Origin of the sequence: Luteimonas suaedae, from assembly GCF_008312895.1 — a bacterium.
GTDB classification, from domain to species: domain Bacteria; phylum Pseudomonadota; class Gammaproteobacteria; order Xanthomonadales; family Xanthomonadaceae; genus Luteimonas; species Luteimonas suaedae.
Map to the genome: position 1 here is coordinate 77672 of NZ_VSSP01000005.1, position 19905 is coordinate 97576.

Sequence of the window (19905 nt, forward strand, 5' to 3'; positions counted from 1 at the left end):
ATCGGACACCGGCGGCGACGTCTGTCCATGAAACGCTTCACCGCGCTCTATCGCGAACTCGATCGCAGCACCGCCACGCTCGACCGGCGCGCGGCCCTGGTGGCGTACTTCCAAGCCGCACCGCCCCGTGATGCGGCCTGGGCGCTGCACCTGCTGTCCGGCGGCAAGATCGCCGGCGCCAAACGCCGGATCGCCAGCACCCGTGAGCTGCACGAGTGGATCGCCGCCGAGACGGGGCTGCCGGGCTGGCTGGTGGACGAGAGCCGGGAGCAGGTCGGCGACCTGGCCGAGACGCTGGCACTGCTGCTCGACGATCCTGCCGAGCCGGCCACCGAGGTGGCGCTCGCCGACTGGATCGAAAAGCGCCTGCTGCCGGTCGCCAACCGCGAACCCGAGCTTCGGCGCGCGCAGGTGGTCCAGGCTTGGCACACGCTGGCGTTCGACGAGCGCCTGGTGTTCAACAAGCTGCTGACCGGCGCGCTGCGCGTCGGCGTCTCCCGGCGCACGGTGCAGCAGGCGCTGGCGGAGATGAGCGGTGTCGACATCGCCCGCATCGCCCAGCGTATGCTCGGCGCGTGGATGCCGACGCCTGCGTTCATGCGCGACCTGGTGTCACCGGAAGCGCTGCCTGGCGACCGCCAGCAGCCGTATCCGTTCTTCCTGGCCTCGCCGCTGGAGGCGGCGCCCGAGTCGCTGGGCGACATCGACGACTGGCTGCTGGAATGGAAGTGGGACGGCATCCGCCTGCAGCTGATCCGTCGCGGCGGCGAGGCGGCGTTGTGGTCGCGCGGCGAGGAGCGGCTGGACGGGCGTTTCCCCGAGATCGAGCAGGCCGCGGCGGGGCTGCCCGACGGCTGCGTGATCGACGGCGAACTGCTGGCCTGGGGCAGCGACGACGGCGCCACGCCGCTGCCCTTCATCGCCCTGCAGAAACGCATCCAGCGCCGCAAGCCGGGCCCGAAGCTGCTGGCCGACACGCCGGTGCGCGTGCAGGCCTACGACCTGCTGGAACTGGACGGCGAGGACCAGCGGGAGCTGCCGCTGCAGACACGACGCGCGCGCCTGGAGAGTCTGCTTGCCGCGCATGGCGACCCGCGCATCGTCGCCTCGCCGCTGGTCGAGGCCACCGACTGGGGGCAGGCCGCGGCGCTGCGCGAGGACGCTCGCGCACGCGCGGTGGAAGGCCTGATGCTGAAGCGGCGCGACTCGCCGTACCGCGCCGGGCGCCGTCGCGGCGACTGGTGGAAGTGGAAGGTTGATCCGCTGACGGTCGACGCGGTGCTGCTGTACGCACAGTCCGGGCATGGTCGCCGCAGCACGTTGTACACCGACTACACCTTCGGCCTGTGGGACGGCGACGCGCTGGTGCCGGTGGCGAAGGCCTACTCTGGACTCAACGACCAGGAGATATTGACGTTGGACCGATGGATCCGCGCCAACACGCTCGAGCGTTTCGGACCGGTGCGCTCGGTGCGCGCCGAGCACGTGTTCGAGCTCGGTTTCGAGGCCGTCAACCGCAGCGCGCGCCACAAGTCCGGTATCGCGGTGCGCTTCCCGCGGATCCTGCGCTGGCGGCACGACAAGCCGGTGGCCGAGGCCGACCGGCTCGACACCCTGCGCGCGTTGGCGCGCTGAGCGCGTCGCCCGCAGCGCGGATCAGCGGGCGCTGTGGGTATGCACCGCGTCGACCAGCACCGCCACGTGCTCCGGGTCCATGTCCGGCGACATGCCGTGGCCGAGATTGAAGACGTGGCCGTCGCGCGAGCCGCCGTTGCCGGCGGCGTAGGCGTCCAGCACGGCGGCGACCTCGCGGCGGATCGCCTCGGGCGAACCGTAGACGACCGCGGGATCGAGGTTGCCCTGCAGCGCGACCTTGCCCCCGGTGCGGCGCGCGGCTTCTTCCAGGCCGATCAGCCAGTCGACGCCGACGCCTTCGGCGCCGGAGTCGGCCAGTGCCTCCAGATGGGCGGCGTTGCCCTTGCCGAACAGGATCAGCGGCGTGCGCTGCGCGTCGTCGCCGCGCTCGAGTTCACGGGCGATCCGGGTCAGGTACGGCAGCGAGAACTCGCGGTACATCGCCGGCGACAGCACCCCGCCCCAGGTGTCGAACACCTGCAGCGCCTGCGCGCCGGCCGCTCGCTGTGCGGCGAGATACGCGATCACCGCATCGGTGTTGACCGACAGCAGCGTGTGCAGCGCCTGCGGCGCGTTCAGGGCCATCGCCTTGATGCGGCCGAAGTCCTTGCTGCCGCCGCCCTCGACCATGTAGCAGGCCAGCGTCCACGGGCTGCCGGAGAAGCCGATCAGCGGGACATCGCCGTCGAGCTCGCGGCGAACGGTGCGCACCGCGTCCATCACGTAGCGCAGTTCGGTCTCCATGTCCGGCACGCCGAGCTTCGCGATCGCCGCGGCGTCGCGCACCGGGTGCCGGAACTTCGGGCCCTCGCCCTCGACGAAGTACAGCGCCAGGCCCATCGCATCGGGAATGGTGAGGATGTCGGAGAACAGGATCGCGGCATCGAGCGGGAACCGGCGCAGCGGCTGCAGGGTGATCTCGCAGGCGATCTCGGGATTCTTGGCCATCGCCAGGAAGCTGCCGGCCTGGCGGCGGGTCTCGCGGTACTCCGGCAGGTAGCGCCCGGCCTGGCGCATCAGCCAGACGGGGGTGCGGTCGACGGGTTCGCGGCGCAGCGCGCGCAGCAGGCGGTCGTTCTTCAGCGGTGCGGACAAGACGGTTTTCCTCGGGTCAAGGCGTGCCACCGGCGCGCGCACGCCGGGGCGTCGCAGACGGCGGACGGGCAGGGGGATCAGGGTTTCGGCGCGTCGGCGCCCTTGGCATAGACCAGCCGGTAGCCGCGCTTGAGTTGCAGGTCGCGCGCCTGCTCCAGCGCGGCCGCGGCGCTGGCCTGGTCCATGAACTGCTCGCGCCGCAGCTGGCTGCGGCCGCCGATCTGCCCGGACTCGCGGATCAGCGTCCAGCCGCCCAGCAGGTCCGGCTGCAGCATCAGCTGCACGAAGCGCGGCGCTTCGTGACTTTCGGCGGGTTGTTGCAGCAACAGGCGCATGGGCGCAATTGTAAGGCGCCCGGCGCCTGTGCTGCGTCGCGCGCAAAGCTCCCGTCCGTAGGAGCGCGCCATGCGCGCGATGCCGCGGGCATGGCGCCGCCCGCGAATCCCGGTGACCGGCGCGTCTGCCGGTCCGGAATCGCGACGTCCACCGGATCCTGCCGGCACCCGCGGCATCGCGCGCATGGCGCGCTCCTACGTAGGAGAGCCGGTCAGCCGCGCAGCACGGCGAGTACGGCGCTCTCCGGCACGTCCGACAGCACCCGTGCGCGGCCGGCGCCCTCCCAGACGATGAAGCGCAGGCCGCCGGCCTGGGCCTTCTTGTCCAGGCGCATGTGCGCGAGCAGGGATTCCGGGTCGAGACCGGCGGGCAGCGCCACCGGCAGGCCGAACCGCGTCAGCAGCACGCGCAGGCGTTCGCCGTCCTCGGGCCGCGCCAGCCCCAGCGTCTCCGACAGCCGCGCCGCCAGCACCATGCCGACCGCGACCGCCTCGCCATGGTTCAGGCCGCCATAGCCCTGCTCGGTCTCGATCGCATGGCCGAAGGTATGGCCGAAATTCAACAGCGCGCGTTCGCCGTGCTCGAACGGATCGCGTTCCACGATCGCCGCCTTGTGCGCACAGCTGCGGGCGACGGCGGTGGCCAGGGCGTCGTCGTCCATCGCCAGCAGCGCGTCGGCGTGGGCGTCGAGCCAGTCGAGGAACGATGCATCGACGATCGCGCCGTACTTCATCACTTCCGCCAGGCCCGCGCGCAGCTCGCGCGGCGGCAACGTGCGCAGTACCGCGGTGTCGGCCAGCACCGCACGCGGCGGGTGGAAGGCGCCGACCAGGTTCTTGCCCTGCGGCAGGTCGACCGCGGTCTTGCCGCCCACCGAGGAATCCACCATGGCCAGCAGCGTGGTCGGCAGCTGCACGCAGTCGATGCCGCGCATCCAGCAGGCCGCGGCGAAACCGGCCAGGTCGCCGACCACGCCGCCGCCGAGCGCCAGCACGCAGGCGTCGCGGCGCGCGCCGAGCGCCGCCAGGGCGTCGATCGCGCGGCCGAACCAGTGCAGGGTCTTGGAAGATTCGCCGGCCGGCAGCGCGAAATGCGCCAGCGAGAGTTCCGGCCTCGCCGCGCGCAGCGCCTCGGCCACGCGCGCGGCGTACAGCGGCGCGACCGTGTCGTCGCTGAGCACCAGCGCCTGGCGCCCGCGCACCTGCGCCGCCAGCGCGGCGCCGTCGTCGAGCAGTCCGGGCGCGATGGTGATGCGGTACGGCTGCGCGCCCGCCACGTCCACCTCGATCCGGTTGGATGCCGCGGCGCTCATGCCGACTCCGCCCGGGACCGGCCGTTGCGCGCGTCGGGCCGCTGCCAGCGCTGCTGCAGCAGGCGCCCGAGTTTCGACACCGCGGCGGTGGCTTCCAGGGTTTCGGTGTCGAAGCGCAGGTCGGCGACCTCGCGGTACAGCGGTTCGCGGATCCCGGCCAGGCGCCGCAGCACCTCTTCGCGATTGTTCCCGGCCAGCAGCGGCCGCGAGCGGTCGCGTGCCAGGCGCTCGAGCTGCCGCTCGACCCCGGCGTGCAGGTGCACGACGAAGCCGCGTTCGCGCATCAGGGCGCGGTTGCCGGCATCGAGCACCGCGCCGCCGCCGGTGGCCAGCACCAGCCCGTCGCGTTCGAGCACCGCCGCCAGCGCGGCGCGTTCGCGTGCGCGAAAGCCGGCCTCGCCCTCGCAGTCGAAGATCATGACGACGCTGGCGCCGGTGCGTTCCTCGATCTCGTGGTCGAGATCGACGAAGGCCAGGCCGAAGCGGCTGGCCAGCCGTCGGCCGACCGAGGACTTTCCGGCGCCCATCGGCCCGACCAGTACGAGATTGGGAGCGGGGTTCATGCAGGCGATGCTAGCAGCGCGCGAGGCGCTTTAGCGCCACCGTCACCCGGTATTCGCGCCATGGTTACGGGCGCGGGTGCATTTTGGCGGTTCTGGCGCCCGGCGCCGCCAACATCCGGTTCGGGAGGACGCATGTCTGTCGCGAAAGTCATCGAGATCAATGCCGCATCCGCCACCAGCATCGAGGATGCCGTCAAGCAGGGACTGAAGAAGACGTCCGAATCAGTGAAAGGCATCCGCGGCGTCTGGGTCAGCGAGATCAAGGCGGCGGTCGGCGACAACGGCGACATCAAGGAGTGGCGGGTGAACCTGCGGATTACCTTTGTGGTGGAGTGAGGTCGTCGCGGGCAACGAGGCCCGCCGCGGCGTCGTCCGGGTCGACTCCGTAGGAGCGCGCCATGCGCGCGATGCCGCGGGTATCGGCAGGATCCGATGGATGCCGCGATTCCGGACCGGCAGGCGCGCCGGTCACCGGAATTCGCGGGCGGTGCGACACCCGCGGCATCGCGCGCATGGCGCGCTCCTACGGAGGGGCGACATCGGGGACGCGATCGGCCGATAGGCGCACCGTCCATTGCGCGATCGACGGCAGCATGCGCAGCGCCTGGCGGCTGACACGCTCGTAATGCTGCACGAAACGTTCGACCTCCTCGCGCGCCATCGCCCGACGCCGCGGTTGCGCGGCCTGCAACGCCTGCTCCTGCTGCCACCGCCACTCCGGCACGATTTCGAAGCCGGGTGGCCGCAGGAACAGCAGGCGGTCGATGCGGCGCCACAGCCGCGGATAATCACGTGCGAGCGCGCGGTTGCAGTGACGTCGCCAGACGCCGTCACGATCCTCGTTACGTTCCAGCGCATTGACCGGTTCCACCAGGGCCGCCTCGTCTTCCGCCGGCGTGCCCAGGCACCATCCCTCGAAGATCGTCAGCCCGGTTCCCTCCACGCATGGCCAGTCGCCCCGCGGCAGGCGTGTGTCGGCAATCTTGTCGAAGCGCGGGAGCGCGACCGCGGCGCCTGTGCGCAGTGCATCCAGGGTCGTGCAGGCCAGGGCGAGATCGTGCGTGCCCGGCGGGCCGCGGGTGGCGAGCAGCGGGTGAACATCGCGGGCAAGGTCGGCGCGGGCGTCGCGGTCGAGATAGAAATCATCGAGCGAGACCGTCGCGGTTCCGATCCCGCATGCCCGCGCCCGCGCCGCGACCTGGGCGGCGAGCGTCGACTTGCCGCTGCCCTGCAGTCCGCAGATGCCGTAGATGCGGGCGCCGGACCCCAGCGCGTCGTCGAGCACCCGCGCCACGAAGGCATCGGCGAAACCGTTGCCGGACGTCGGGTGCGGGGACGGCGCCATCGCGCCACAATAGCGCAATGACCGATGCCGACCTCTACGCCGAAGCGCTGTCCACCTTCGATGCGCTGTTCGACCAGGCGCAGGCCGCGGGCGAACCCGATCGCACCGCGATGACCCTCGCAACGGCCGCGCTCGACGCCCGGCCGTCGGCGCGGATCGTGCTGCTGAAGGCGCACGACGCGCGGGGCTTCGTGTTCTACACCCACCTCGACGGACGCAAGGGGCGCGAGCTGCAGGAGAACCCGCACGCGGCGCTGCTGTTCTACTGGCCACGCGTGCGCAGCGGCGTGCAGGTACGGATCGAGGGGCTGGTATCCGTGGTCGACGACGCCGAGGCCGACGCCTATTTCGCCTCGCGCCCGCGCGGCAGCCAGCTCGGCGCCTGGGCCTCGAAGCAGTCCGAGCCGCTGGATTCGCGCGCGGCCTTCGAACGGCGGCTGGCCGGGTGCGAGCGCGAGTTCGAGGGCCGGCCGGTGTCGCGGCCGTCGCGCTGGGGCGGCCTGCGGGTGCGGCCGGAGCGGATCGAGTTCTGGTACGGCGCCGAGCACCGGTTGCACGAACGACATCTGTACGCATGCGACCGGGCCGGGGAGTGGTCGCGGCGGATGCTGTATCCATGAGCGGGCGCTGCATGGTACGCGTGGCCGTCCGCGCCGATGCGACGGCGTGGGCGCCGCTGCGCCAGGCGCTGTGGCCGGACGAGGATCCGGACCGGCACGGCGCGGATATCGACGACATCCTGTCCAAGCCCGGGCGCGCGGCCGGTTTTCTGGCCGTCGGCGCCGACGGCGCGGCGCTCGGGTTCGCCGAGGCGACGATCCGCGTCGACTACGTCAACGGCACCCGGAGCAGTCCGGTCGGCTTTCTCGAGGGCTGGTACGTGGTGCCGGCCGCGCGCCGCGACGGCATCGGTCGCGCGCTGGTGGCCGCGGTCGAGGACTGGACGCGGCAGCAGGGCTGCGCCGAACTGGCGTCCGATACCTGGATCGACAATGCTCCGGCCGAACGCGCGCACGCCGCCTGCGGCTTCGAGGAGACCGAGCGCGTGGTCTATTTCCGCAAGCGGCTGGACGGCTGAGACATGGGCCCGCGCCGCATCGTCTGCTTGACCGAGGAGCCGACCGAGACGCTGTACGCGCTCGGCGAGCAGGACCGCATCGTCGGCATCAGCGGCTTCACCGTGCGTCCGCCCCGGGCGCGGAAGGAAAAGCCGAAGGTCAGCGCGTTCACCAGCGCCAAGATCGACGAGATCCTGAAGCTGCGGCCGGACCTGGCAATCGGGTTTTCCGACATCCAGGCCGACATCGCCGCCGAGCTGGTGCGCAACGGCGTGGAGGTGTGGATCAGCAACCATCGCAGCGTCGAGGGCATCCTCGACTACGTGCGCCGGCTCGGCGCCCTGGTCGGGGCCGGGCCGCGCGCCGATGCCTACGCGGACGAACTGCGGCGCGGGCTCGATGCGGTCGCGGCGGAGTCGGCGCGCCTGCCGCGGAGGCCGAAGGTGTACTTCGAGGAGTGGGACGAGCCGCCGATCACCGGCATCCGCTGGGTCGCCGAACTGGTCCGCATCGCCGGCGGCGACGACGTGTTCCCGGAACTGGCGGCCGAGCCGCTGGCCAAGCAGCGCATCCTCGCCGACGGCGCCGAGGCGGCCCGGCGCGCGCCGGACATCGTGCTCGGCTCCTGGTGCGGCAAGCGTTTCCGGCCGGAGAAGGTGGCCGCGCGGCCGGGCTGGGCGGCGGTACCGGCGGTGCGCGACGGCGAGCTGCACGAGATCAAGTCGCCGCTGATCCTGCAGCCCGGCCCCGCCGCGCTGACCGACGGCGTGCGCGCGATCGCGGACATCGTGCAGGCCTGGGCCGCGCGCCGCGCGCCCTGATCAGGCCGGCGCGCGGGTGCGCCCGGCGAGCGCGGCGCCGACGGCCGCCAGCGCGCAGGTCAGCGCGAAACTCAGGCCGAACGCCAGCGCCGGCGCGCGCGTGAGCAAGGTCGCCACCACCGAACCGCTCACCGCCAGCACCGTGGCGATGGCGAGCGCGTCGGCCAGTTGCAGGGCGGAACTGTTGCGGCCCTGTTCCGCCGGCGCCGACAGTGCCAGGGTGAGCACCGACAGGCTGGGGTAGGTCACCCCCATGCCCAGGCCAGTCAGCGTCCAGCCCACGAGGGCCAGTGCAACGCCGCCGGGCAATAACAGTCCCAGCGGCACCAGTGCGATGCCGGCGGCCATGAGGGTCAGGCCGACCCGCAGCAGCGCGGCGCGCGTCCACGCCCGCGTCGTGTGGCCCTGGTACCAGGAACCCAGCGACCAGCCCAGGGCGCCCACGCTCAGGCCCACCCCGGCCCACGCCGGCGACAGCCCGAACTCGCGCGACAGCATCAGCGGGATGAATACCTCGGTGCCGAAGAACGCCGCGCTGGCCAGGGCGCGCAGCGCGATCACGCTGGGCAGCCCGCGCCGCAGGCCGAAGCTGCCGGCCGGCAGCAGCCGTTGCGCCGCGAGCAGCAGCCCGCCGAGGGACAGCGCCAGCAGGGCAAAGCCGAGCGCGTCGTGGCGCTGCGCCGCCAGGTGCAGGGCACAGGCGCTGGTGGCCGCGAGCACCGCCCAGGGCAGGCGATCGTCGCCTTCCGCGCTCCCGCCTGCCTGCGCCGCGGCCAAGCCGCGCAACCCGGGCCGCATCAGCCATGCCGCCGGGATCGCCAGCAGCGGCACCGCCAGGAATACCCAGCGCCAGCCCAGGTGCTCGACCATGAGTCCGCTGATGGCCGGGCCGATCAGCGACGGCACCACCCAGGCCGCCGAGAACGCGGCGAACACGCGTGGCCGCAATGCGACCGGATAGGTCCGCCCGACCACCACGTAGACCGCGACCGACAGCGCGCCGGCGCCGAATCCCTGCACGATCCGGCCGGCCAGAAGCATCGCCATGTTCGTCGCCAGCCCGGCGATCAGCAGGCCGGCGACGAACCAGGCCACCCCGCGCCACAGCACCGGCGCCGGACCGCGCGCATCGGCGCCGCGCCCGGCGGTGACCATGCCAACCACGCTCGCCGCCAGCGTGCCGCCGAACGCTAGCGCGTACAGCGGCAGCCCATCCAGTGCCTGGGCCACGGTCGGCATCGCGGTGGCGACCGCCAGCGCCTCGAACGCCACCAGCGACACCAGGGCCACCATGCCGATCGTCAGCGTCCGGTAGCGCGGCGACAGCACGCCGTCCGTTCGCCCGGGAGCGGCCGCGCCGTCGGGCGCCGGCACCTCGACATCCTCCTGCGTCTGCATTCGGCACCTCGGGAAGACAGGTGTGCAGCTTAGGACCTCGAGTCCACTTGAGATCAATCTGTTGGGCAGGAAGGATGGATGGACCACCGCATTCCGGGATGACGAGCCATCTCGTCCGCGCCTGCCTGCGATTCCCGGGCCGCCCGGTGCGCAAGTCTGTTCCCATCGACCGGCGCGCCTGCGATCATCGTCGCTTCCTTCCCCGGAGCGATGCGATGAACCAGGCGGCGATGCAGGATCTGGCCAAGCTGTTGTTGCGCATTACGCTGGGGGCGCTGATCCTGCTGCACGGTATCGCCAAGCTGCAGAACGGGCTCGACCAGATCGAATCGTTGCTGCGGATGCACGGCTTGCCGACGTTCTTCGCCTACGGCGCGCTGGTCGGCGAGGTGCTGGCGCCGCTGATGCTGATCGTCGGCTTCCATGCCCGCATCGGTGCGGTGCTGGTGGCGGCGAATATGCTGTTCGCGCTGTGGCTGGCGCACTTGGGACAGTTCGGCCAGCTGAACGCCCAGGGCGGCTGGGCGCTGGAACTGCAGGCGATGTTCCTGGTCGCCGCGGTCACGGTCGCGCTGCTGGGCCCCGGGCGCTTCTCAGTCAATGCACGTTGATGCCGCCGGCCGTGCCGGGCACCACTCGATCCGTCAGGATCGATGCTTGCCGGTCATGGCGACCCATGCGTAGAGCGGAGCTTGCTTCGCGCTCCGGCTCCCGGGCTCCAGATCAGTCGCGCGAACCTGCCGCGTGTCCGCTCATTGCGGATAGACGTCGCGGCTGAAGCGCAACTCCGAGCGCACGCCGTCCCCGGTCACGATCTCCAGATCGAAGCGCAGGGTATCCGGCGGGGTGACGCGGACGATGCCGACATAGTCGAGCAGCGCCTGTTCCGGATCCGCCCCGTCATCACCGCTGCGCACCTCGCGCAGCTCCAGCGGCTGGCGCACGCCGCGCAGGTCGATGACATTGCCCCGGATCCGCGCCGGCAGCGCCGTTTCCTGCCGCTCCGGCCCCTCGCGCACCCCGACCAGCAGCAACACGCTGCGCGGACTGCGTTCGATGCCGTACTGCCGCGCCACGGCCTCGTTCAAGGCGGCCGTGGGTACCACGCTGGCACGGACGGTGACGTCGCCGGCGCGTACCACCGCCTCCCGGTGGCTCTGCGCGGCGCGGTCGTCCGGCGGCACCGGTGCGACGCCGCAGGCGGTCAGCGTCATCGCCAGCAGCATCGCGGCCACCGCAATTGGTGAGGTCGCCAGCACCCCGTAGGAGCGCGCCATGCGCGCGATGCCGCGGGTGTCGGCAAGATCCGGTGGATGCCACGATTCTGGACCGGCAAACCCACCGGACATCGGAGTCGCCGGCGGCGATGCGCCCGCGGCATCGCGCGCATGGCGCGCTCCTACGAGAGCGGCATCGATCGTAGCGGTGCGGCCGCGGCGCGGCTCAGTCATTGGCCGCCGACAGCTCGCCGCCGCGGACGGTCGCGTTGCGGATCGCCTGGGCCGCCAGCGCGCGCAGGCCGCCGGCCTCGAAGGTCTCCACCGCGGCGTGGGTGGTGCCGCCGGGCGAGGTCACGCGGCGACGCAGCTCGGCCGGTGATTCGCCAGACTCGGTGAGCATGCGCGCGGCGCCCAGTACCGTCTGCAGCACCAGCGTGCGGGCGGCATCGGCGGGCAGGCCTTCGGCCTTCGCCGCCTCTTCCATCGCCTCGGCCAGCAGGAACACGTAGGCCGGGCCGCTGCCGGAGACCGCGGTCACGGCATCCATCTTCGCCTCGTCGTCGATCCAGACGGTGGTGCCGGCGGACGCCAGCAGCGCCTCGGCCCGCGCGCGGCCCGCGGCATCGACCCGCGGATTGGCATACAGCCCGGTGACGCCGGCGCCGAGCAGGGCGGGGGTGTTGGGCATGGTGCGCACCACGGCCATTTCACCACCGAGCCAGCGGTCGAGCTGCGCCGAGGTGATGCCGGCGGCGATCGAGACCGCCATCGGCCGTTCGGCCTGGGCCTTGTCGCCCAGCGTCGCGCAGACCTCGCGCATCACCTGTGGCTTGACCGCGAACACCCAGGCGTCGGCGCCGTCGACCGCGGTGCCGGCATCGGCGAATACCGACACGCCGAAATCGGCGGCCAGGCCCTGGCGGGCGGCCTCGTTCGGCTCGGCGACGCGGACCGTCGCCGGCGCCGCGCCGTTGGCGATCAATCCGCCGATCAGGCTGCGGGCCATGTTGCCGCCGCCGATGAAGGCGACGGTGCCGGGTGCGGCGGTCGATGCGCGGTGGTCGGTTGCTGTGGGCATGGAATGCGATCCGGTACGTGCCGACCGCCTAGGATGCCTGACCGACCGCGGGAACGCACACCGCCGGTCGTCTCGTAGGAGCGCGCCACGCGCGCGATACCGCGGGTATGGCACCGCCCGCGCATTCCGGGGACCGGCGCGCCTGCCGGTCCAGAATCGCGGCATCCGCCGGATCCTGCCGACACCCGCGGCATCGCGCGCATGGCTCTCTCCTACGAAGGCGGGGTGCGATTCACCGCCTTTCGCGCGGCCCGAATAGCGCCGTGCCTACGCGCACCAGCGTGGCGCCCTCGGCGACTGCCTGTTCGAGGTCGTCGCTCATCCCCATCGACAGCGTGTCGACGCCTGAATGCGTCGCCGCCAACGCATCGAACAGCGCCCGCATCCGCGCGAAGGCGGCGCGGCGGCGCTGCGGATCCGGATGCGGCGCCGGGATCGCCATCAGTCCGCGCAGCGCCAGCCGCGGTTCGGCGGCGACCGCCGCGGCCAGGGCAGGCACGTCTTCCGGACGGCAGCCATGCTTGCTGTGCTCGTCATCGATATTGACCTGCACCAGCGCATTCAGCGGGGCACGCTGCGGCGGGCGGTGGCGCGCCAGCGCGGCGGCCAGTTTCGGCCGGTCGACCGTCTGTACCCAGTCGAACAGCTCGGCCGCCTGTTTCGCCTTGTTCGACTGCAGATGGCCGATCAGGTGCCATTCGATCGGCTGGCCGGCGAGCGCGGCGATCTTGCCTGCCGCTTCCTGCACGTAGTTCTCGCCGAAGCCGGGCCGCGCCTCGCCCCGCGCCAGGCGCAGCGTGCACAAAGCGTCGATCTCGCCGGCGTCGCGGGTCTTGCCGACCGCCAGCAGCACCGGCGCTGGCCGGTCCGCATGGCAGGCGGCGTTGACGATCCTGAGAGTCACGGCCTGCAGCCGCTGGGCGAGTTCAGTGTCCTGGGGCATCGGCGTGAGTGCCGGCGCGTGGCCGGTCAGTTGTTTGCGGCTGGATTTGTGACGCGAGTAGAGGGCTATACTGCCGCCCGGGGGTAGGCTGGGCCAGCCTTGGCGTTGGTCCGGGCTTCATCGATACAGTTGCTGTGCAGGGGACACGCATGGATATCGCCGAACTATTGGCGTTCTCGGTCAAGAACAAGGCATCGGACCTGCATCTGTCGGCGGGGCTTCCGCCGATGATCCGCGTCGATGGCGACGTACGCCGCATCAACATCCCGGCGCTCGATCACAAGCAGGTGCACGCGCTGGTGTACGACATCATGTCGGACAAGCAGCGCCGCGACTACGAGGAATTTCTCGAGGTCGACTTCTCGTTCGAGATTCCCGGCCTAGCGCGCTTCCGCGTCAATGCCTTCAACCAGAACCGCGGCGCCGGCGCGGTGTTCCGCACCGTGCCTTCGGAAGTGCTGACGCTGGAGGACCTCGGCTGCCCGCCGGTGTTCCGGCAGCTGATCGACCAGCCGCAGGGCCTGATCCTGGTGACCGGGCCGACCGGCTCGGGCAAGTCGACCACGCTGGCGGCGATGGTCGACCACATCAACAAGAGCGAGTACGGGCACCTGCTGACCATCGAGGACCCGATCGAGTTCGTGCACACCGCGCAGAAGTGCCTGATCAACCAGCGCGAGGTGCACCGCGACACCCACGGCTTCAACGAGGCGCTGCGCTCGGCGCTGCGCGAGGACCCCGACTACATCCTGGTCGGCGAAATGCGCGACATCGAAACCATCCGCCTGGCGCTGACCGCGGCCGAGACCGGCCACCTGGTGTTCGCCACCCTGCATACATCGAGCGCGGCCAAGACCATTGACCGCATCATCGACGTGTTCCCCGCCGGCGAGAAGCCGATGGTGCGCTCGATGCTGTCCGAGTCGCTGCGCGCGGTGATCAGCCAGGCGCTGCTGAAGAAGGTCGGCGGCGGCCGCACCGCGGCCTGGGAGATCATGGTCGGCACCCCCGCCATCCGCAACCTGATCCGCGAGGACAAGGTGGCGCAGATGTACTCCGCCATCCAGACCGGCCAGCAGATGGGCATGATGACCCTCGACCAGCACCTGCAGGACCTGGTCAAGCGCGGCCTGGTCACGCGCGCGCAGGCCAAGGACTATGCGAAGGACAAGCGTCTTTTCGAGTGATTGAAAAGACGCGTGATTCGTAAATTCGTGATTCGTGATTCGCTAGGAGCCGGGTTCTGATGCAGTGACTGGATGCTGACAGGGAGCCGAGGTGCTCTTTATCGAATCACCAATCACCAATCACGAATCACGGCTCCGCAGGAGCCAACAATGAGCAGCATCGATTTCACCTCGTTCCTCAAGCTGATGGCGCACCAGAAGGCGTCGGATCTGTTCATCACCGCCGGCATGCCGCCTGCGATGAAGGTCAACGGCAAGATCTCCCCGATCACCCAGAACCCGCTTACCCCGCAGCAGTCGCGCGACCTGGTGGTCAACGTGATGACGCCGCCGCAGCGCGAGGAGTTCGAGAAGACCCACGAGTGCAACTTCGCCATCGGCGTGTCCGGCGTGGGCCGCTTCCGCGTCTCGTGCTTCTACCAGCGCAACCAGGTCGGCATGGTGCTGCGCCGGATCGAGACCAAGATCCCGACCATCGAGGAGCTGAACCTGCCGCCGATCATCAAGACCCTGGCGATGACCAAGCGCGGCATCATCATCTTCGTCGGCGCCACCGGCACCGGCAAGTCGACGTCTCTGGCGTCGATGATCGGCTACCGCAACCAGAACTCGACCGGCCACATCATCACCATCGAGGACCCGATCGAGTTCGTGCACAAGCACGAGGGCTGCATCATCACCCAGCGCGAGGTCGGCATCGACACCGACAGCTGGGAGAACGCGCTCAAGAACACCCTGCGCCAGGCGCCGGACGTGATCATGATCGGCGAGGTGCGCACCCGCGAAGGCATGGACCACGCCATCGCCTTCGCCGAGACCGGCCATCTGGTGCTGTGCACCTTGCACGCCAACAACGCCAACCAGGCGATGGACCGCATCATCAACTTCTTCCCCGAGGACCGCCGCGGCCAGCTGCTGATGGACCTCTCGCTCAACCTCAAGGGCGTCGTCGCCCAGCAGCTGATCCCGACCCCGGACGGCAAGGCCCGCCGCGTCGCCATGGAGATCATGCTCGGCACCCCGCTGGTGCAGGACTACATCCGCGACGGCGAGATCCACAAGCTCAAGGACATAATGAAGGAGTCCACCAACCTCGGCATGAAGACCTTCGACCAGGCCCTGTTCGAGCTCTACCAGGCCGGCGAGATCTCCTACGAGGACGCCCTGCGCTACGCCGACTCCGCCAACGAGGTGCGCCTGCGCATCAAGCTCGCCCAGGGCGGCGACGCGCGCACGCTGTCGCAGGGCCTGGATGGGGTGGAGGTCGCCGAAGCGAACTAGCGCCGGGCGGATCTGCGATCCGCCGAACGCGCCGACTGCTGTAGGGAGGCCACGTGGAAATCTGCCTCGTTTCTCGAGGTCGCGCCGCCGGACGATTCCGAGTTCCGCGACTCATCGCCAACATCACACGGTTTCGGCGAGCAGTAGCCCGTCCCTGATCGCCGGTCGCAGGTCGCTTCCGCAGCGTTCCCGAGCTCGCACCGAACGGTAGCTGCACTTCATGGCGCTCCTGGGTTGGGGGAGTGCATGTTGCTGCCGGCAGGAAAGGATCTCGCCATCGCGTGTAGGATCCGCATTGGCCTGTCGTGTGAGTGTGCCCATGCCGCTGCCATCGTTGTTGTCCGAACCTGTCCTGCTGCTAGACGAGGCCCGTGCCCGCCGCAACCTGCGACGCATGGCGGAGCGCGCCGCCGCTGCCGGGGTGCGGCTGCGCCCCCATTTCAAGACGCACCAGAGCCATACGATTGGCCGCTGGTTCCGCGAGCTTGGAGTCGAGGCGATCACCGTCTCCTCGCTGGCCATGGCGGAATACTTCGCCGCCGACGGCTGGCGCGACCTCACCCTGGCCTTTCCGTTCCATCCCGGGATGCGCGATCGGGTCGATGCGCTGGCCGCGCGCATTGCCTTCGGTATCGTCCTGGCCGATCCGCAGGCGCTGGACGGGGTGCGGTTCTCCACGCGCGTGGACGCGTGGCTGAAGATCGATGTCGGCAGCCGCCGCACCGGCTTCGATCCCGAGGATCTCGACATGCTGCGCGACCTGGCCGCAGTGCTCGCCGGGCGCGACGACATCCGCCTGCGCGGCCTGCTTGCCCATGCCGGCCACAGCTATGACGCGCGCGGTGCGCAGGCGATCGCCGCCGTCCATGCGGAGTCGCTGGGCCTGCTCGGCCGCCTGCGCGACGACCTGGCAGCCGTCTCCGGTCCGCTGGAACTGTCCGTGGGCGATACGCCCACCTGTTCCACGGTCGGCGCCTTCCCGGGGGTGGACGAGATCCGCCCCGGCAACTACGTCTTCTACGATCTCTCGCAGTGGCAGATCGGCGCCTGCGGGGTGGAGGACATCGCCGTGGCCATGGCCTGTCCGGTGGTGGCGCGCCATCCGGCGCGCGGCGAGCTGGTGGTCCATGGCGGCGCGGTGCATTTCTCCAAGGACGCGATGGACTTCGACGGGGAGCGCATCTTCGGCCTGGCGGTGGAGGCCACGCCCGAGGGCTGGGGCGCATTGCGCCCGGAGATCCGGCTGGTCCGGTTGTCGCAGGAGCACGGCATCGTCGCCGCGCCCGACGAGGTGATCGCCCGTACCCGCCCCGGCGAGACCCTGCTGTTCCTGCCGGTGCACTCGTGCCTGACCGCGGACGCGATGGGCCGCTATCTGACCCTGGCCGGCGAACCTGTCGCGATGATGGGATAGCGGCGGCCGCGCCTGCCGAACGCCGGTGGCGGACGCGGATACCCGGTGGCGCTGACGCCTTCGACGGAAGCCATTGCCGGTCTTCGCGCGGATTTCTCAAACAGGGTGGAAGAATCGGATCGTTCGTTCGACGCCGGTTGGCGGACGAGCGCGTCCGGTCCGGCACCGGATGACCGCCGTCGGCATGGCCACTATTTCGATGGAGGAGCGCTCATGAATACGGTGTTCAGACTGGTCGCGGCCTTCGCTGCGGGTGCGGCCGCCATGTACTACCTCGATCCGGCCACCGGCCGCCGCCGCCGCGCGATGGTGCGCGATCAGGCGGTTTCGGCCTGCCACGATGCCGAGCACTTCGCGCGCGCCAAGTCCAAGCGCGCGGCCGATCGCGTGCACGGCATGCTGGCGGAGACGCGGTCGAAGTTTGCCGGGCAGCCGGTCGATGACCACAAGCTGCGCGAGCGGGTCCGGGCCAAGCTCGGCCACGTGATCGACCGATCCGGCGCCGTCGAGGTGGAGGTGCACGACGGCCGCGTGATCCTGAGCGGCGGCGTGCCGGCTGCGGAGATCGAGGACGCGGTGCGGGCCGTCGCGGCGATGCACGGCGTCGAGGACGTGGAGAACCGGCTGTCGGCATCGACGCCTGGGTCCGGCGGCCGCAGCGAAGGTGCCGCCGAAGCACCGAACCTGCAGCACTAGAGCGGGAATGCACGGCGAGGCTGCGGTGTTGCGGCTTTCGTAGGAGCGCGCCATGCGCGCAATGCCGCGGGTGGCTCCGGTTGCCGTGGCGGCGATTCCCGCCGTCTGCAGCCGCGCCGGCATCGCGCGCATGGCGCGCTCCTACGCGTGGTGTGCCGGCATGGTGCGCCTGCAGGTTCCCATGTGGATGGCCGCTATGTCGCCTTCACCCGGGTCCGGCGGCGGATGCGCTCGCCCAGGTGCTGCGCGTCGAAGGGTGCGTGCACCTTCATGTCGTTGTCGAAATAGCAGTACACGTCGCGGGCGCGTCTGGGTACCGAAGCGCGGCCGGCGCGCCGTGCGTCGCGGGGTTGCGTACCGCGCGACCAGGCATCGATGCGCCGTGCCCAGTCGTCCAGCGCGGCGTCGCTATAGCCGCTGGCGTAGAGCTCCTTGTCGCCGTGCAGCCGCAGGTACATGAAGTCGGCGGTGACGTCCTCCAGCAGCGGCCACCTGCCGGCGGTGTCGGCGACCACCAGTGCCACGTTGTACTCGCGCAGCAGGTCGATGAAGCCGGGGTCGCGGAAACTTTCGTGGCGGATCTCCAGTGCGTGGCGCAGCGGCCGCGCATGATCGATCGACAGTGCGCTGCGGCCTTTCATCCGTGCCGTGTCGCGGCGCCGCGCCAGCCCCAGCACTTGCCCGGTGTCCTTGGGCAGGAGCGCAAGGAAATCGCGGATGCGGCCCTCGTCATAGCGGAAGCTCGGCGGCAGCTGCCACAGCAGCGGGCCGAGCTTTTCGTGCAGCCGCAGCAGGCCGGAGGCGAGGAAATTGGACAGCGCCTGCCGTGCGTCGCGCAGGCGCAGGCGATGGCTGATGAAGCGGTTGCCCTTGAGCGCGAAGACGAAATCGTCCGGGGTCTGCTCGTACCAGTGTTGGAAGCTTTCGGGCCGCTGCAGCGAATAGAACGTGCCGTTGATCTCGATCGTGGAGAACGTGTGCGAGGCGTACTCCAGCTCCCGTCGCTGCACCAGGTCGTCGGGATAGAACACGCCGCGCCATGGCTTGTAGCGCCAGCCGGAGATTCCGATCCGCACGCGGCTGCGCGCCGGAGATCGCGATGTCGATTGCGCACGGCGGGCCATCGCGTGCGGACGCTACCGCGGCGGCGCGGCGCGGGTGGCAGGGCAGGGCGCTGCAGACGGCGCGGGATGCCATGTCATGGAACAAGTACCGGACAGGACCATGGACAGCCTGCTGGCGGTGCCGGCAAGGCATCGTGAAACGGATTTGCCGTCGCCGGGGCGTCGGTCGGGAGCAGGTGGCGACAGGCGCTGTCGATCGGCAGCAAGCCGGCGCGCCTGCCGTGCAATGGACCATTCCGCAGGCTTGATGCTGTTTTTACTCTATCCGTAGCACAATGGCCGACTTCTTCCACCGGACCGGAGATCGTAATGGCCCACACCCTCCCCGAACTGCCGTACGCCTACGACGCGCTCGAGCCGCATATCGATGCGCAGACCATGGAGATCCACCACAGCAAGCACCACCAGGGCTACGTCACCAACCTCAATGACGCGGTCAAGGACACCGATTTCGCCGATACGCCGGTCGAGGAGCTGATCAGCGACATCGACGCGCTGCCGGAGAAGATCCGCAAGGCGGTGCGCAACCATGGCGGCGGCCACGCCAACCACTCGCTGTTCTGGACGGTGATGTCGACCGACGGCGGCGGCAAGCCGGGCGGCGAGGTGGCTTCCCGCATCGAAAGCGACCTGGGCGGCTTCGAGGCCTTCAAGGAGGCCTTCACCAATGCCGCCAAGGGCCGTTTCGGCAGCGGCTGGGCCTGGCTGGTGGTCGGCAAGGACGGCAAGCTCGCCGTCGAGGACTCCGCCAACCAGGACAACCCATTGATGAAGGGCATCGGTTCCGGCAACACGCCGATCCTGGGCCTGGACGTATGGGAGCATGCCTACTACCTGAAGTACCAGAACCGCCGTCCGGACTACATCTCGGCGTTCTTCAATGTCATCGACTGGAACGAGGTCGAGCGGCGCTACCGGGCTGCCGTCGGCTGAGCCTGCCAATCCGTGCCGAACCCTGAGGAAGCCGGGCCTGTCCCGGCTTCCTTTTTTTTTGCGGCTTTGAAGCCCCTCTCTCCCTTCGGGGGCGACAGTGCACGGCTTGCGCGCCATTGGCGCGCGTGCGCTGGAGCGTCCGTGCCGCTGGCAAGGGCCGGGGCCGGGGCGCAGAGCGGGGGTTGGGGTGAGGGTATGGCGAAGGCGCGATGGTCGACGCCTGCCGCATTGCCGAATCCTTGCGATGGGCCAAGGCCCACCCACCCGCATAGGGTGGGCCTTGGCCCACCATCATCGTCTTGCGCGCGCGTGAGCCAGTGATTCGCAAGCAGCATCCTTCACCTCGGAGGGAGAAGGCCGATATCCCGATCCATCTGGGATTCCGCCCAAGCCTCTGACCCGAGTCACCGTGCCCGACCGGATGGAGGCCCAGGTCCCGGCCCGAACTTGCGCGCCGATTCACCGC

Annotated in this window: 21 protein-coding genes; 11 read left to right on the top strand and 10 right to left on the bottom strand. The window is 70.3% G+C overall.

The features are described 5' to 3' along the window. Window positions 1–27: 27 nt before the first annotated feature. Entirely contained in the window at window positions 28–1635 is a 1608-nt protein-coding gene (locus FXO19_RS09510) for an ATP-dependent DNA ligase (RefSeq protein ID WP_149194857.1), read from the top strand. 21 nt (window positions 1636–1656) lie between these two features. Here FXO19_RS09510 and hemE read toward each other — a convergent pair whose 3' ends face one another. The 4 genes from hemE to FXO19_RS09530 all read right to left on the bottom strand — a co-directional run bounded on the left by hemE (window position 1657) and on the right by FXO19_RS09530 (window position 4941). Then, window positions 1657–2730: a uroporphyrinogen decarboxylase gene (gene hemE / locus FXO19_RS09515; RefSeq protein ID WP_149194858.1), complete on the bottom strand. Its 1074-nt coding sequence runs from the start codon at window positions 2728–2730 to the stop codon at window positions 1657–1659. Between the two features lie 77 nt (window positions 2731–2807). Then, window positions 2808–3065: a WGR domain-containing protein gene (locus tag FXO19_RS09520; protein WP_149194859.1), complete on the bottom strand. Its 258-nt coding sequence runs from the start codon at window positions 3063–3065 to the stop codon at window positions 2808–2810. A 212-nt stretch (window positions 3066–3277) separates the two neighbouring features. Further along, a complete protein-coding gene (aroB, locus tag FXO19_RS09525) occupies window positions 3278–4378 on the bottom strand; it encodes a 3-dehydroquinate synthase (RefSeq protein WP_149194860.1) in 1101 nt (366 codons plus the stop codon). Then, window positions 4375–4941: a shikimate kinase gene (locus FXO19_RS09530; RefSeq protein ID WP_149194861.1), complete on the bottom strand. Its 567-nt coding sequence runs from the start codon at window positions 4939–4941 to the stop codon at window positions 4375–4377. The genes aroB and FXO19_RS09530 overlap by 4 nt, the downstream gene beginning before the upstream one ends. Before the next feature lie 132 nt (window positions 4942–5073). On the opposite strand from FXO19_RS09530, the gene FXO19_RS09535 reads away from it, so the two are divergent. Continuing rightward, window positions 5074–5277, top strand: a complete 204-nt coding sequence (locus FXO19_RS09535; protein ID WP_149194862.1) for a dodecin family protein — start codon at window positions 5074–5076, stop codon at window positions 5275–5277. Between the two features lie 187 nt (window positions 5278–5464). Here the strand turns inward: FXO19_RS09535 and FXO19_RS09540 are convergent, their stop codons facing one another. Then, window positions 5465–6286, bottom strand: a complete 822-nt coding sequence (locus FXO19_RS09540) for a kinase (RefSeq protein ID WP_149194863.1) — start codon at window positions 6284–6286, stop codon at window positions 5465–5467. A 17-nt stretch (window positions 6287–6303) separates the two neighbouring features. Here FXO19_RS09540 and pdxH point away from each other — a divergent pair, with 17 nt between their 5' ends. From pdxH to FXO19_RS09555, 3 genes are read left to right on the top strand one after another with little or no spacing between them, the layout of a single operon-like run. Further along, complete coding sequence (gene pdxH, locus FXO19_RS09545; RefSeq protein WP_149194864.1) at window positions 6304–6906, top strand: pyridoxamine 5'-phosphate oxidase; 603 nt, start codon at window positions 6304–6306, stop codon at window positions 6904–6906. An 11-nt stretch (window positions 6907–6917) separates the two neighbouring features. Further along, on the top strand, window positions 6918–7364 hold the full coding sequence (aac(6'), locus tag FXO19_RS09550; RefSeq protein WP_425481462.1) for an aminoglycoside 6'-N-acetyltransferase: 447 nt from the start codon (window positions 6918–6920) through the stop codon (window positions 7362–7364). A 3-nt stretch (window positions 7365–7367) separates the two neighbouring features. Then, window positions 7368–8165: a cobalamin-binding protein gene (locus FXO19_RS09555; protein WP_149194866.1), complete on the top strand. Its 798-nt coding sequence runs from the start codon at window positions 7368–7370 to the stop codon at window positions 8163–8165. Here FXO19_RS09555 and FXO19_RS09560 read toward each other — a convergent pair whose 3' ends face one another. Beyond that, window positions 8166–9458: an MFS transporter gene (locus tag FXO19_RS09560; protein WP_255516379.1), complete on the bottom strand. Its 1293-nt coding sequence runs from the start codon at window positions 9456–9458 to the stop codon at window positions 8166–8168. 320 nt (window positions 9459–9778) lie between these two features. Here FXO19_RS09560 and FXO19_RS09565 point away from each other — a divergent pair, with 320 nt between their 5' ends. Next, window positions 9779–10174, top strand: coding sequence for a DoxX family protein (locus tag FXO19_RS09565; RefSeq protein ID WP_149194868.1), 396 nt, complete (start codon window positions 9779–9781; stop codon window positions 10172–10174). Between the two features lie 141 nt (window positions 10175–10315). Here FXO19_RS09565 and FXO19_RS09570 read toward each other — a convergent pair whose 3' ends face one another. The 3 genes from FXO19_RS09570 to FXO19_RS09580 all read right to left on the bottom strand — a co-directional run bounded on the left by FXO19_RS09570 (window position 10316) and on the right by FXO19_RS09580 (window position 12804). Then, the gene (locus tag FXO19_RS09570; protein WP_187775723.1) at window positions 10316–10840 is read right to left on the bottom strand and encodes a DUF4426 domain-containing protein; all 525 of its coding nucleotides are present in this window, start codon (window positions 10838–10840) and stop codon (window positions 10316–10318) included. 166 nt (window positions 10841–11006) lie between these two features. Next, entirely contained in the window at window positions 11007–11861 is an 855-nt protein-coding gene (gene proC, locus FXO19_RS09575) for a pyrroline-5-carboxylate reductase (RefSeq protein WP_149194870.1), read from the bottom strand. Window positions 11862–12093: 232 nt separating this feature from the next. Further along, window positions 12094–12804 carry a YggS family pyridoxal phosphate-dependent enzyme gene (locus tag FXO19_RS09580; protein ID WP_149194871.1) on the bottom strand — a complete coding sequence of 237 codons (711 nt, stop codon included), beginning with the start codon at window positions 12802–12804 and terminating at the stop codon, window positions 12094–12096. A gap of 149 nt (window positions 12805–12953) precedes the next feature. Between FXO19_RS09580 and FXO19_RS09585 the strand changes: the two genes are divergently transcribed. The 4 genes from FXO19_RS09585 to FXO19_RS09600 all read left to right on the top strand — a co-directional run bounded on the left by FXO19_RS09585 (window position 12954) and on the right by FXO19_RS09600 (window position 17382). After that, window positions 12954–13991, top strand: coding sequence for a type IV pilus twitching motility protein PilT (locus FXO19_RS09585; protein WP_149194872.1), 1038 nt, complete (start codon window positions 12954–12956; stop codon window positions 13989–13991). Between the two features lie 150 nt (window positions 13992–14141). Continuing rightward, entirely contained in the window at window positions 14142–15272 is a 1131-nt protein-coding gene (locus FXO19_RS09590; RefSeq protein WP_149194873.1) for a PilT/PilU family type 4a pilus ATPase, read from the top strand. A gap of 319 nt (window positions 15273–15591) precedes the next feature. Beyond that, a complete protein-coding gene (locus FXO19_RS09595; RefSeq protein ID WP_187775724.1) occupies window positions 15592–16686 on the top strand; it encodes an alanine racemase in 1095 nt (364 codons plus the stop codon). Window positions 16687–16731: 45 nt separating this feature from the next. Next, a complete protein-coding gene (locus FXO19_RS09600) occupies window positions 16732–17382 on the top strand; it encodes a BON domain-containing protein (protein ID WP_149194875.1) in 651 nt (216 codons plus the stop codon). Window positions 17383–17576: 194 nt separating this feature from the next. Here the strand turns inward: FXO19_RS09600 and FXO19_RS09605 are convergent, their stop codons facing one another. Continuing rightward, window positions 17577–18506 (bottom strand): DUF72 domain-containing protein, encoded by a 930-nt coding sequence (locus FXO19_RS09605; protein ID WP_149194876.1) that lies wholly within the window; start codon window positions 18504–18506, stop codon window positions 17577–17579. Window positions 18507–18815: 309 nt separating this feature from the next. On the opposite strand from FXO19_RS09605, the gene FXO19_RS09610 reads away from it, so the two are divergent. Next, window positions 18816–19439, top strand: coding sequence for a superoxide dismutase (locus tag FXO19_RS09610; RefSeq protein ID WP_149194877.1), 624 nt, complete (start codon window positions 18816–18818; stop codon window positions 19437–19439). Window positions 19440–19905: the final 466 nt, after the last annotated feature.